General features: G+C 46.3%; 12 protein-coding genes. 4 read left to right on the top strand and 8 right to left on the bottom strand.

All coding sequences use genetic code 11. The annotated features are described in order from the left end of the window. From HGH90_RS03435 to HGH90_RS03405, 7 genes are read right to left on the bottom strand one after another with little or no spacing between them, the layout of a single operon-like run. On the bottom strand, window positions 1-705 hold the full coding sequence (locus tag HGH90_RS03435) for a nucleotidyltransferase family protein (RefSeq protein ID WP_169190410.1): 705 nt from the start codon (window positions 703-705) through the stop codon (window positions 1-3). Then, window positions 702-1,277, bottom strand: coding sequence for an SIS domain-containing protein (locus HGH90_RS03430; protein ID WP_168763606.1), 576 nt, complete (start codon window positions 1,275-1,277; stop codon window positions 702-704). Before HGH90_RS03430 ends, HGH90_RS03435 begins: the two co-directional genes overlap by 4 nt. Before the next feature lie 27 nt (window positions 1,278-1,304). After that, the gene (locus HGH90_RS03425; protein WP_168763605.1) at window positions 1,305-2,330 is read right to left on the bottom strand and encodes a dehydrogenase; all 1,026 of its coding nucleotides are present in this window, start codon (window positions 2,328-2,330) and stop codon (window positions 1,305-1,307) included. A gap of 45 nt (window positions 2,331-2,375) precedes the next feature. Further along, window positions 2,376-3,509, bottom strand: a complete 1,134-nt coding sequence (locus HGH90_RS03420; RefSeq protein WP_169190409.1) for a glycosyltransferase — start codon at window positions 3,507-3,509, stop codon at window positions 2,376-2,378. A gap of 17 nt (window positions 3,510-3,526) precedes the next feature. Continuing rightward, on the bottom strand, window positions 3,527-4,525 hold the full coding sequence (locus HGH90_RS03415) for a glycosyltransferase family 2 protein (RefSeq protein WP_168763603.1): 999 nt from the start codon (window positions 4,523-4,525) through the stop codon (window positions 3,527-3,529). Between the two features lie 15 nt (window positions 4,526-4,540). Continuing rightward, the gene (locus tag HGH90_RS03410; protein WP_168763602.1) at window positions 4,541-5,080 is read right to left on the bottom strand and encodes a DUF4199 domain-containing protein; all 540 of its coding nucleotides are present in this window, start codon (window positions 5,078-5,080) and stop codon (window positions 4,541-4,543) included. A 9-nt stretch (window positions 5,081-5,089) separates the two neighbouring features. Next, window positions 5,090-6,355 carry a dihydroorotase gene (locus tag HGH90_RS03405; RefSeq protein ID WP_168763601.1) on the bottom strand — a complete coding sequence of 422 codons (1,266 nt, stop codon included), beginning with the start codon at window positions 6,353-6,355 and terminating at the stop codon, window positions 5,090-5,092. A gap of 151 nt (window positions 6,356-6,506) precedes the next feature. Between HGH90_RS03405 and HGH90_RS03400 the strand changes: the two genes are divergently transcribed. Both HGH90_RS03400 and HGH90_RS03395 read left to right on the top strand, forming a co-directional pair. Next, window positions 6,507-7,451, top strand: coding sequence for a hypothetical protein (locus HGH90_RS03400; protein WP_168763600.1), 945 nt, complete (start codon window positions 6,507-6,509; stop codon window positions 7,449-7,451). A 153-nt stretch (window positions 7,452-7,604) separates the two neighbouring features. Next, on the top strand, window positions 7,605-9,788 hold the full coding sequence (locus HGH90_RS03395) for a S9 family peptidase (RefSeq protein ID WP_168763599.1): 2,184 nt from the start codon (window positions 7,605-7,607) through the stop codon (window positions 9,786-9,788). Between the two features lie 343 nt (window positions 9,789-10,131). Here HGH90_RS03395 and HGH90_RS03390 read toward each other — a convergent pair whose 3' ends face one another. After that, on the bottom strand, window positions 10,132-11,157 hold the full coding sequence (locus tag HGH90_RS03390) for a LacI family DNA-binding transcriptional regulator (protein ID WP_168763598.1): 1,026 nt from the start codon (window positions 11,155-11,157) through the stop codon (window positions 10,132-10,134). Between the two features lie 280 nt (window positions 11,158-11,437). Here HGH90_RS03390 and HGH90_RS03385 point away from each other — a divergent pair, with 280 nt between their 5' ends. Both HGH90_RS03385 and HGH90_RS03380 read left to right on the top strand, forming a co-directional pair. After that, window positions 11,438-12,298 carry a flagellar motor protein MotB gene (locus tag HGH90_RS03385; protein WP_168763597.1) on the top strand — a complete coding sequence of 287 codons (861 nt, stop codon included), beginning with the start codon at window positions 11,438-11,440 and terminating at the stop codon, window positions 12,296-12,298. Between the two features lie 156 nt (window positions 12,299-12,454). Continuing rightward, window positions 12,455-13,363 carry a DsbA family protein gene (locus HGH90_RS03380; protein ID WP_169190408.1) on the top strand — a complete coding sequence of 303 codons (909 nt, stop codon included), beginning with the start codon at window positions 12,455-12,457 and terminating at the stop codon, window positions 13,361-13,363. The last annotated feature ends 6 nt before the right edge of the window (window positions 13,364-13,369 follow it).

The raw sequence follows: 13,369 nt of genomic DNA, 5'->3' as shown, positions 1-13,369 counted from the left end.
TCAGTGTTTAGCAGTTACCAGGTATTTTTTTGCCGTTTCATAATCTTCCGGGATACCAATATCGATGAAATAAGTATCGCTGACAAATCCGTATAGTTGTCCCGCAGCCACGCCCGGTTCCAGCACTTCTTTCTCAAAGGAAAATTTTTCCGGTAAAGCGAGGCTTTTTAGAAAGTGCTTATTGGTGAGGTAAATACCGCCATTGATTAACCCGTTTTCACAATATTGTTTTTCATGAAAAGCGGTGATCTTTTGCTGTGCATCTAACTCAATGCTGCCGTAGCGGTCGAATTGCTGCATAGGCTTCAATGCCAGCGACAAAGGCGACTGTTGCGCCTGGTGAAACTGGTACAATGCAGCCAGGTTTACATCGAAGTAAGTATCCCCGTTTACGATGAATACTTCCTCACCGGTAATCGCGGGCAGGGCGTGTATTATGCCTCCACCGGTACCCAGGGGCTCCGGTTCAACGGTAAAGGATACACGAAGCGGTAGCTCCATACTATTGCACCAGTCAATCACTTGCTCCGACAGGTAACCGAGGGACAAAACCGCATGGGTAATACCCTGACGGTGCAGGTATTGCAACAGGTAATATAAAAACGGATGTGCTCCGAGGGGAGCCATGCACTTGGGTTTGTTGGCTACTACGCTACGCAGGCGGGTGCCTAAGCCTCCGGCGAGGACAATACATTCCTGGGTCATTCTCCAAACAGGTTGGTTTCCACTATTTCGCAAATGATATGTCCTACGGTGATATGTGCTTCCTGGATGCGGGGCGTGTCGGTGGAAGGAATATTTATCAGGTAATCGCTGTTGTCCTTCATTTTGCCGCCGGTGCTGCCGGTCATGCTCACTACGATCATTCCCTGTTCCTTAGCCACTTTAATCGCTTCCAGGATGTTAGCAGAATTGCCCGAAGTAGAAATGCCGACGAGCACATCGCCCGGGCGGCCTATTCCCCTGAGAATGCGGGCATATACCTGGTCGTATCCATAGTCGTTACCCACTGCCGTTAAATAGGAAGTATTGCAGTGCAATGCTTCTGCATATAAAGGCTGACGGTCTTTATAAAAGCGGCCGGAAAATTCGGCGGCCAAGTGTTGCGCATCTGCAGCGCTGCCACCATTGCCACAGAAGAGTACTTTGTGATCGGTTTGCAGGCTGTGTGTGATGGTATCTGCTACCAGTTTGATGGTATTAAGCAACCGCTCATCCTGGCAGATGGCTTCTTTCACTGCAATGCTTTCCCGGATCTTATCAATAACTTTTATCATCAGGCAGATTTTTGAATTGTTGCAACGTTAAATACTCCACGTTTGAATACCGTGATTCGTAAAGGTATAACGTTTTACATCGCCGCCAAAACTGCTCAGGGCGTCTACCACCGCAAAGCGTGTATTTTTAGGGCAATAGAAGATCATAAATCCTCCTCCGCCTGCGCCTGAAATTTTACCGCCGCTGGCGCCTGCTTTGCGGGCCGCATCGTAAATTTCATCCAGTTGCGGATTGGTGATGCCCTGGGCCATCTTTTTCTTGTACTCAAATCCGTAATCCAGGATTTCACCTATTTTATCGATGGTACCACGCAGCAATGCCTCCTTCATCATAACGGCCTGCTCTTTCAGGTGGTGCATGGCTTCGATGGATGTATCCTTCTTTTCAGTAACGTTTTTCTGTTGTTCAGATATAATAGAGGAAGATAAGCGACTGGTAGAAGTATAGAACAATACCAGGTTATTTTCCAGCTCATGCAGGTTTACTTCTTTGATACGCAGCGGGTTTACAATTACCTTGTCGCCTTTGTAAAACTCCATGAAGTTAACGCCTCCGAAAGTGGCGGCGTATTGGTCCTGTTTACCTCCGGCCTGTTGTAAATCCTCGCGTTCAATAGAGTAGGCCAGGTGAGCCATATCATATTCTCCCAATGGGAGCTTCAGCCATTCGGCAAATGCGCCCAGCACAGTGACGACCAGGGTGGAAGAGGTGCCGAGTCCTGATCCTGCGGGGGCGTCTACAAAGGTGGTCAATTTAAATCCTGTGGCAGGCAGCAATCCATAGTCTTTCTGTACCCGGTTAATCACCCCTTTCAGGATATCCAGCTTGCCATCTAACGGTAAAGGATATACGGCATCGTAGGTAGCTGTTTCCCTTCTGTCGGCGCAGTCAAAAACAACCTGTCCATTGCTGAGTGGTTCTATGGATGCGCGGGCGTATAAAGAGATCGTAGCATTCAGGATGGCGCCACCGTATAAATCCGAGTAGGGGCTTACATCTGTACCGCCACCGGCCAGGCCTATACGTAATGGTGCTTTACTTCTGTATATCATTTTCGTTGTTTAAATGTTTGTTGTGTAACGTACATGGCCGGCCTTTCAGCTTCCTGCTAAAATATGGATTTCTTTGGCCAGCCTTGCCCAGGAATATTGCAGTTTTTCTTTCTGAAGAGCGGCCACCATATCAGCTTCGCGGTTATCTACAAAATATTTTTCGATAGCAGCGGCGATCGCGGCGGGATCAGGTGCTGCCTGGAATCCTACAACACCGTCTGGTACCATTTCCACGAGTCCTCCCACATTGGTAACTACCATGGGTTTTTCGAAGTGATACGCAATCTGCGAAATTCCGCTTTGGGTGGCGCTTTTATAAGGCTGCACTACCAGGTCGGCAGCGCAGAAATAGTTTTTCACCGCTTCATTGGGAATAAAGTCGGTATGCATCAGTACCCGGTTGCCCAGTTGTAACTTTTGGAGCAATTCCAGGTAAGGAGCGGCATCTTCGTAATATTCTCCTGCAACGATAGCGTGTACATCCAGCTTTTTGAGTCGCTCGTCTGCCATGGCCTGCAGCAGCAGGTCCAGTCCTTTATATTGACGGATGAATCCAAAAAACAGGATATAGCGTTTGCTGGGTTGCAGCTTCAGCTGTGCTCTGGCAGCTTCCTTGCTGATCAGGGCGCCGTAATTATCGTAAATAGGATGGGGGATGAGCGATACTTTTTTAGAAGGTTCAAACACCCGCAAGTCGTTGAGTACCGACTGACTCATGGCGATGAAGGCATCTACCGGTTTCAGGAAATATTTGGTGAAGGCCACGTCGCCCGGACGTTTCTCATGTGGTACCACGTTATCGAGCACAGCGATGACTTTAGTATTTTTCCTTTTCCCCAGTCTCAACAATGAGCCCAATGCAGGCCCCATAATAGGCAGCCAGTATTTTGTAATAATAATATCTGGGTTCATTTTCCGGATTTTGCGGCCTACGATCAGCCAGTTGAGCGGATTTACGGAATTAATGAGCCGTTTGATCCGAAGGTGCGAGGGAGCGGGATCGCTGGAGAACTGACTTTTTCCCGGGAAGAAGAGTTTGGGATACTGAATGGTAAATGTCCAGATTTCCACATCGTCTGTTTGTTGCAGTTCTTCTGCCAGCCGCTCGTTATAAGCAGCCAGCCCACCCCGGAAAGGGTAGGCTGTACCTAAAATAAGTATTTTCTTTTTGTTGGACATAGCTACAAATTACGGGATTAGAGGCGTCTCTCCGCCAGGTTTGACACTTGCAGATCGTAATCTGTAACCGGTTGGGTGTGATCCATCCGCTCTTCCACCAGGTAAGCATTGCGTTCGGTGGCGTTGCGGGTTACCAGTTCTCCTATAAACCCGGTAAGGAACAGTTGAGAACCAATAATCATGCAGAGCAACCCAAAGTAGAAAAGCGGCCGGTCTGTCATGTTCACTTTATCGAAAAAGATTTTGGCGAGGGCCAGGTAGGCCGCTACTACAAAACCCACAAAAAAGCAGAGTGAGCCCAGGGCGCCGAAAAGGTGCATGGGACGTTTGCCGAATTTGCCGATAAACATAATGGTGGCCAGATCGAGGAAGCCGTTGATAAAGCGTTCCAGGCCGAATTTGGTGACGCCGTATTTGCGGGCGCGGTGTTCCACTACTTTTTCTCCGATTTTCCTGAATCCGTTCCATTTGGCTATTACCGGGATATAGCGGTGCATTTCACCGTATACCTCGATAGATTTAACGACCTTTTTGCGATAGGATTTAAGGCCGCAGTTCATGTCATGCAGCTTTACTCCGCTCATACGGGTGGTCGTATAGTTGTATAGCTTGGAAGGAATATTTTTGGTAAAGGTATTATCGTAACGTTTCTTTTTCCATCCGCTCACCAGGTCATATCCGTCTTCCATGATCATGCGGTATAATTCAGGTATTTCATCCGGGCTATCCTGCAGGTCGGCATCCATGGTAATTACCACATCGCCCTGCGCGGCGCTGAAGCCTTCATTGAGGGCAGCAGATTTGCCATAATTACGCTGAAATTTAATCCCCTTGATACGTGGATTTTGCGCCGCCAGTTGCTGGATAACGTTCCAGGAGTCGTCGGTGCTGCCATCGTCTATCATCCATACCTCGTAGGTAAAATGATGGGCATCCATCACCCTCTCAATCCATGCGGTCAGTTCAGGTAATGATTCTTCTTCGTTTTTTAAAGGAACGATTACGGATATGTTCATCTTTATAGAATAGTATTATAGTTTGGCGCCTACTGGTGCTTTTTTCCGGACAATCAATGACAACACCGCTGAAACAATGAAAAATTTGATCAAATTTCTCAGGTATTCAATAAAGGAAGAAGCCATGGTTACCCGGTAATCAGCGTTTTTCAGGTCATTCAGTTGTTTGTCTATCTCGTCCTGTGGCGCTTTAAATGCGTGTAATAACCATTCTGTATCCTTCATCAGGTGTTGTTTGGATATTTCCAGGAATGCTGGCGTGGCCATATAATTAAATACAACGTAATTGTATATTGCCACTAACAGCGAGCTGAGAATAAATGTGGTAAAAATAGGCTTAATTGCCTCTTTAAAACCGATATATCCGCCGAGCTCCTTTCTCCTGGCTACTCCTGCGAGCATTCCCAACACCGCCCATACAATAAATTGTATAAATTTCAGCTTCAGTGAAAACAGGTATTCATATCCGGCTTTCCAGGCTACCAAATTCCAGGCAATCATGATCACACCGACTAGCAATCCCCATTTCAGGCCGGGATTTGAATTTTTTTGCATATGCACACGTTAGTTATTTATATGAAAAACGGGTCCATTCACCGTGGCATGTACTTTACCTTTCAGCTGTTCGCCAATATACGCTGAATTTTTGGACCGGGAAGCGATATGGTCAGCAGTAAATTGCCAGCCGGCTTCCGGATCAAAGATAGTAAGATTGGCGGTGGCGCCTTCCTGCAGGGCAGGTTGTGGTAATCCGAATATATTTCGGGGATGTATGGTCAGCATATTAATCAGCTGTTCCAGCGGCAGTTGCGGCAGGTATTGCCTTAATACGCCAAAGGCACTTTCCAGCCCGATCATACCATTTTTCGCATATTCAAATTCCACTTGTTTCGCATCCCAGTCCTGCGGCAGGTGGTGGGTGGCGATACAGTCCACTGTACCATGTAATACCGCTTCCTGTAAGGCTTTCACGTCATCTGCGGTGCGTAGTGGCGGGTTTACTTTCAGATGGGTATCATAGTTAATCAGCTGCGCATCTGTGAGCGACAGGTGATAAGGCGTTACGGAGCAAGTTACCTTGATACCTGCTGCTTTGGCGGCAGCAATCAGTTCTATCGACTGGCGGGTACTAACGCCGGTGAAGTGGATCCGGGAATCCGTGTATTTAGCCAGTTCAATATCACGTTGTATCAGTAGTTCCTCTGCCAGGGCTGGTTTGCCGGGCATGCCGAGTTGAGTGGAGTAAATACCTTCATGCATGAGTCCATGCGCGGAAATACTCTGGTCATCCGGCAGTTGTATCACGGTGCCATGGAAGGCTTTCACATATTGAAGGGCTTTAAGCATCAGTCCCGGCGACTGTACCGGTTTAACGCCATCCGAAAAGGCTACGGCGCCTGCCTGCTGCATTTCATACATTTCCGCCAGCCCGGCGCCTTCCAGGTTTTTAGTGATGGCGCCAATTGGCAGGACTGTAGCCGCCGAATGGCGAGATTTGCTCAGTACATATTCGATTTGCGGTTTGGTATGTAAAGCAGGTTGGGTGTTTGGGATCACCATTACGGTAGTAAAGCCACCGGTAGCAGCGGCCCTGATACCACTTTGCAGGTCTTCCTTGTGCTCCTGTCCCGGATCACAGAAATGCGAGAAAACATCCATCCAACCGGCAGATACATGCAGGTTATTACCTGAAATAACAGTTGCCCGTGCATCTTCCAGGTGATCAGCTACCTGTTGAATGATACCATTCTGAATGGAAATATCTTTTTGCTGCCCGTGAAGAGGGGAGGAAGGCGCGATAATCTTTACGTTCTTAAGTAATATGTGCATGCGTTACGTTCTATAACCGGTCCGAAAATACAGGGGCAAATGTAACATAAAACTATTAATTGATGAAGCCCGTCACCCGTAGTTTTGGGATAGATATACAGGTTGGTATGATAATTGAAAATGCAGGGGTAGCAGATCAAAATAACAAGTGATGACTGATTATCTTTCTAACCTCATAGCCCGGATATGCGACCGCTCGGATGAATTGCATAATGGCCAGACAACCAGCTGGCAGGCCCTCCGCGAGGCCGAGCAATTGGCGAATCACGCCTATATTCCCCAGCTGTATCAATTTATTGAACAAGAACCTGACAAAGAAAAACGCCGCGCCGCTTACTTCATTATCACCCAGCTTTCCCGTAATACCAGCGATCCGGAAGTAATCCGTTTCCTGCTGGACCGCTTGAAGCTGGAACAGGACGCTGACATGATTACGGCAATCCAGCAAGACCTGGAGCGTGGGCCGGCCATCCCGGGATATATTAACCTGGAGCCATTATTTAACAATACCTTATCACTCAATAATAATGTACGCCGCTCGGCCTTGCTGGCCCTGCGAGGTACTCATAACCCTGCAGTGGAAGATTGGGCGCACAACCTGCTGAAACGCACCAGCAATGAGTATGATGTCTATTATATTACCTTGTTGCTACACAAAGTAGGTACGCAAAAAAGTGTACCGATCCTCCGCAGATTGCTGGAATACCAGCGGCAAGATGTAAAAAGCCTGGCATTTGCTACCCTGGCAGATATTGAAAAGGAGAAGGAAGCCATGTTTTATATGCGTTGCCTGCTCCGCGGTCAGCTAAAATTCGAAGCCATGGAAGCCATCTATAAATACGCAGATGAAAACGCCATTCAGGCTGTTACCACCCGCATTACCGAACTTTTATCCAAAAGGCGCAGCAACGCCCGGATGACCATAGAAACTGTGAAAAACGGATTTACAGACCTAATGCTGGGGATGGAATTCCTGTTCCGTTTCCGTACCGCAAAATCAGATATCCGGAAAACTTTTTCCTGGATCACAGAAAAAAGAGCCGATTACTTGTTACCCGAAGAAAAAGAATGGGTAAAGCGGCATTTGGCCCATTAATCGGAAAGCATAAAGCCGAAAGCAAAAAGCTATTGTGAAGATTTATCTAAGCGATTTTTTAATACTCGCTAAGTTCTTCTCCATAATAGCTTTTTGCTTTCGGCTATATGCTTTCTCCTAATTCCTTACATTTGTTACCCTAAAAAAGCCACCATGAAAAAAGCTTTCTTATTGATTTTAGCCGGATGGATGTGGAGTGGAACTCCGGGAGCAAAGGCCCAGCAGCGTCAGTATACGATGGCCGAAGCCACCAATGGACTTCGCCAGCAACTGGCGCCGGAACGGTTAAAACAGTTTGAGTGGATTCCGAATCAAAATGCCTATACCCGCGTAATACCGGCAAATGGCAACTATGCCTGGGTAAAGTATACGCCCGATGCTACCAGCACAGGAAGCGATATAAAAGCAGATACCTTACTAACCTTATCTTCGCTCAACCAACAGTTGTTTGCTTCTGGCGAATTACGCGGCATGCCGGTATTGCATTGGATGTCTGCCAACAGTGCCTGGTTTTCCATGAGCAATGATTTGTATAAAGGACAACTGGAAAATGGTACTATGCACTTCGGCCGGTGGTGCACATTGCCGGCTGCCGCTGAAAATATTACTGTCAACAGTCAAAGTGGCCAAATAGCCTGGACGGAGAAAAATAATTTATATATCCGTACCGCTGCAGGAGCCGTGCAGGCAGTAACCAGCGATACGGATGTGAACATTATAAATGGTAAAAGTGTACACCGGGAAGAATTCGGTATCGATAAAGGCATTTTTTTCTCTCCCCAGGGCGACCAGTTGGCATTTTACCGCATGGATCAACGTATGGTGAAGGATTATCCGATCATCGACTGGTCGGTAACTCCTGCCAAAGCCAATAATATTAAATATCCGATGGCAGGCGGCCCTTCTCATGAAGTTACTTTAGGTGTATACCAGCCAGCTACTCAAAAAACTATATTTCTGAAAACAGGGGGACCAGCAGATCATTACCTTACCTGTGTAACCTGGGCGCCTGATCAGCAGTCCATCTTTGTGGCGTTGCTAAACCGGGAACAAAATCACCTGTGGTTAAATCAATACAATGCTGCTACCGGCGACCTGGTAAAGACAGTGTTCGAAGAAACGGATCCTAAATATGTACATCCTACACACCCATTAACTTTTATACCGGGGAAGAACGATCAGTTTATCTGGTGGAGCGATGCCAGTGGCTATGAGCATTTATATCTCTGTAATACCAGGGGAGAGCGCAAGGCGATCACTTCCGGCAATTGGGTGGTAAATGAGCTGGTGGGCATCAATGCAAAACGCAATGAGGTTATTTATACAGCGGCGAAAGAAAGTCCGATGGAAAAGCATATTTACGCGACGAAATATGGCGTAAAGCGGTCTGATAATATGCGTTTAGACACTGTTGCCGGCTGGCATGATGCGCAGGTGAGCAGTGATGGTAGCTACCTGGTAGATGCTTATAGTGCTGGTACCACGCCCTATGCAGCCCGGGTAGCGGCAACTTCCGGAAAATGGTCGCAAAATGTGCTGATTGCCCGGGATCCGCTGAAAGATTTTCAGCGTCCAGAAATCAGGCAGGTGACGCTGAAAGCGGACGATGGTACGCCTTTATATGGCAAACTGATATTGCCGGTAAATTTTGATGCAACCAGGAAGTATCCTGTTATAGTATACCTGTACAATGGTCCCAATGTACAGTTAATCCGTAATACCTACCCTTACAGTGGCAATCTCTGGTATGAGTACATGGCGCAACATGGTTATGTAATTTTTACCATGGATGGCCGGGGAAGTGATAACCGTGGAAAAACCTTTGAACAGGCTACTTTCCGCCAACTGGGTACTGTAGAGATGAATGACCAGTTGCAGGGAGTGGCCTATCTGAGATCATTGCCATTTATCAATACAGATAAAATGGGTGTGCATGGCTGGAGCTTTGGTGGTTTTATGACCACGTCGCTGATGTTGCGTCATCCGGATGTATTTAAGGTAGGTGTTGCCGGAGGACCGGTTATTGACTGGAGCATGTATGAAGTAATGTATACCGAACGCTATATGGATAGGCCGCAGGACAACCCCGAAGGATATGCCAATGCCAACCTGCTCACCAAAACAAAGAACCTCCGGGGTAAGCTGATGCTGATACACGGTACTAACGACGATGTAGTGGTGTGGCAGCATTCAATCGATTTTATCAGGACCTGTGTAGATAATGGCGTGCAGGTAGATTATTTTGTATACCCGGGACATTTACATAATGTATTGGGAAAAGACAGGGTACACCTGATGCAGAAGATTACCGACTACTTTGATGCATATCTGAAGTAGTCATCAGATAGATATAAAAACGAAGCGAAGAAGATAATGAATAATAGTTTTTCATTATTCTCTTCGCTTCTTTATTTGATATGTGTTATACCGTCTAATCGTTGAGTAATGCAGAAATAGCGCATAAAGATGTTTTAAGGGCATTACGCAAACGCTTGCGCTGATAACGCAAGCGTTTGCGTATGCAGAATGTTAAAAAAATCACGTAGAATCGTTGTAGCAATTAGCAATTAATCAGCAAGTAGATTAAGCCTGAAAAGCAGCAATTATAGACAGCGAACAATGAAGTCGTATAACCTGCCACGGTGAGCAGCTGTGGCAAGGTTATCGATCAAATAACTCCTCAACGGTTATGGATCACCAGTTGTGATTCCATAATAGTGCGTTGATAATCATTCAAAGCATGTTCTCCACTCAGCAGTGACAATAACATCTTAGTAGCGGCCTGCCCTTGTTCATACGGGAATTGTTCCACAGAAGCCGCAGGAGGGAATGCTGTATACCCGCTTACCGGTGTATTGGCGTAAGATACAAAAGTTATATCCTTATTTATTTCTAATTTTTGTTTGAGGGCATATTGGACCGCATCCATGGCTACATAGTCATTAAAGGTGACTACTGCCGTTACCTTTCTTTTGAGGGACAGCAGGTATTCCATAGCACCGGCGGTACCGGCAGCGGTAAGGTCGGCATTTACGATCAGCTTGGGATCGTATTTCAGCCGGTGTTTCTGCAGCGCCCTGATATAGCCGGCTGCCCGCTCTTTGCTGGCTACCATGGTTTCGGGGCCATTGATCATGCCAATAACGCGGTGGCCTTGCTTTAGCAGGAAATCCACTGCTTGTACGGTGCCGGATTCCAGGTTACAGGAAACGGCGTGGATATTGGGAAGATCGGGAATGCGATCGAAGAATACTACCGGAATGCGTGCCTGCTGCAGCATCTCAAAATGTTCGTAATTGCTGGTATTTTTACCGATAGACACGATACAGCCGTCTACCCGGTGTTGTTTCATACTCTGGATGATTTGTTTTTCCCGGGCTTCATTATCGTGCGATTGTCCGAGTAGCACTGTATAATTGTTGCTATAGGCCATATCTTCAATGCCGCTGATTGCACTGGCGAAGAAAGCTTCCGATAACTCGGGCAGCAGGATACCAATGGTAAATGTTTTACCCTGTTGGAAATAAATAGCTGTCTGGTTGCGCTCATAGTTCAGCTCGGCCGCCAGCTCTTTCACCCTGGCTTTGGTTCTTAAACCAATACTATGATGATCATGTAATGCTCTTGATACGGTAGATACAGAGATGTTCAGCCTTTTTGCAATTTCCTTTATTGTTGGTTGACCCGAAGAAACCACCTTTCTCATACATTTCAGCAATTAATAGAAAATAGATACAGCATATACTCTAGTGGACAAGTTACTTAGATATTACAAAACATTAACTTTTTTTTATGAATAAAGGTCATTAGATAAGAAGAAGATACTTTTTTGAAGGAAGAACAGCCCCTGTTTTAGGTATTCTAACAATTTTCTAACTATTGATGAGCTGCTTCGGCCTGCTATTTGCTGTGAACGGGTGCCTTCCATTGTATCCCTAAAAGATCATATATAGCCTATTATTAGATTAACAAAATTTGTCATTTTTATGAAAATAGCACACCTAGCCTTGCCGGTAGCTTTAGTAACCATTTTCGCTTCCTGTTCTGCCCCGCGCAAACTGCGGGAATCTCAGGCCAGAAACGCTCAACTGGATAGCCTGTACAGGGCAACATATGGTAAGTTGAGAAATTGCGAAGAAGATGCTGCACGTGCTGCCGCTTCCTATAAGGACAAGGTAACCAACTTAACAGAACAGCAGGAACAGCTGAAAGCCAACAACACGCAGATGCTGGATCACCTGAAGGAATTATCTGTTATTTCCAGCTCACAGGCAGAAAGTATTAAGAAGTCGCTGGATAATATCGGCGCTAAAGATGCATACATTAAGGACCTGCAATCCGCTATCGCCCGTAAAGACTCGCTGAACATGCAGCTGGTAATGAACCTGAAAGGCGCTATCGGTAACCTGGATGATAAAGACATCAATATCAAGGTAGACAAAGGCGTAGTATACATAGATATTTCCGACAAGCTCCTGTTTAAGAGCGGTAGCTATGAGATCAACGAAAGAGCGAAGGAAGTGTTGGGAAAAGTGGCCAAAGTATTGATTGCACAGCCAGATATTGAATTTATGGTAGAAGGACATACGGATAATGTTCCTTACCGTCCTAATGTATTGCTGGACAACTGGGACTTGAGTGTAAAAAGAGCTACTTCCGTAGTGCGTATCCTGCAGAACCAGTACGGTATTCCGCCTGCACGTATGACAGCTGCAGGTAGAAGTGAATATGTACCGGTTACTTCCAATGATACACCGGAAGGTAAGGCCGCTAACCGCAGAACCAGGATCGTGATATTGCCGCAGCTGGATCAGTTCTTTAAGCTGCTGGAAAAGCCAGCCAATTAATAGCATAAAGCGTAAAGCAAAGAAGCTATTGAGGCGAATGATCAAGGCGAATATTAAGAATCGCTAAGGTTATCCGCCTCAATAGCTTCTTTGCTTTACGCTTTACACTTTATGCCTTTTGCTTTCCTATCTTTGTCAGCACCTAATAGTAGTTATATGAATGAACCTATGTTTTGTGATCCTGTGAGCGGAGTTTGTGAAATCCCAGGATCAGCGCTGAGTACTGCACCAGCTACCAGTGGACTGGAAGCAACTGATAAACCTGTTAAACTCATTTATTTTACGGATCCGATCTGTTCAACATGTTGGGGAATAGAGCCTCAATGGCGGCGGCTGAAGCTGGAATACGGTCATGTACTCGATATCCATTATCATATGGGAGGATTGTTGCCATCATGGGATGTGTATAGTTCCGGAGGTATTAATGGTCCGGGTGATGTTGCCCATCATTGGGATGAGGTGAGCCAACATTACCAGATGCCAATTGACGGCAACGTATGGCTGGAAGATCCATTGTCATCTTCTTATCCCCCTTCTATCTGGTTTAAAGCGGCACAGCAACAGGATCCACATAAGGCGGTAATTTTCCTGCGTCGAATGAGAGAATTACTGTTTATGGATAAACAGAACATCTGTAAACCTGGACCCGTATTAAAAGCAGCTGGTTATGCAGGGTTGGATTTGTCGCAGCTGGAAGCCGATTTTAAGAGCACTGGTCCCGCGTTATTTGAAGCGGATTTGCAGCTGGGAAAACAGTTGGGAGTGAGGGGATTTCCCTCCATCTTTTTCATTGATGGAGAGGGGAAATCTGAGTTGGTGTATGGCGCCAAACCTTACCAGGTATTTATGACGGCTTTGCATAAGATGTTACCGGCATCGCAGGCGAGGACTTATGCTACCGGCATTGCATTATTTTCTTATTATCCTACGCTCACTACTAAAGAATATGCAGGATTAAACCAGCTTTCTTTCGAAGATGCGGCTGCACAGTTAAATGGTTTGCGGGCAGAGAATAAGCTGCAGGTACATACTATTGCGAGCGGACAACTTTGGTCCCTGAAGTAGCCTGGT

This window comes from Chitinophaga sp. Ak27, assembly GCF_012726295.1.
Classification (GTDB): Bacteria; Bacteroidota; Bacteroidia; order Chitinophagales; family Chitinophagaceae; genus Chitinophaga.
This window is presented reverse-complemented; position numbering and strand designations above follow the sequence as displayed.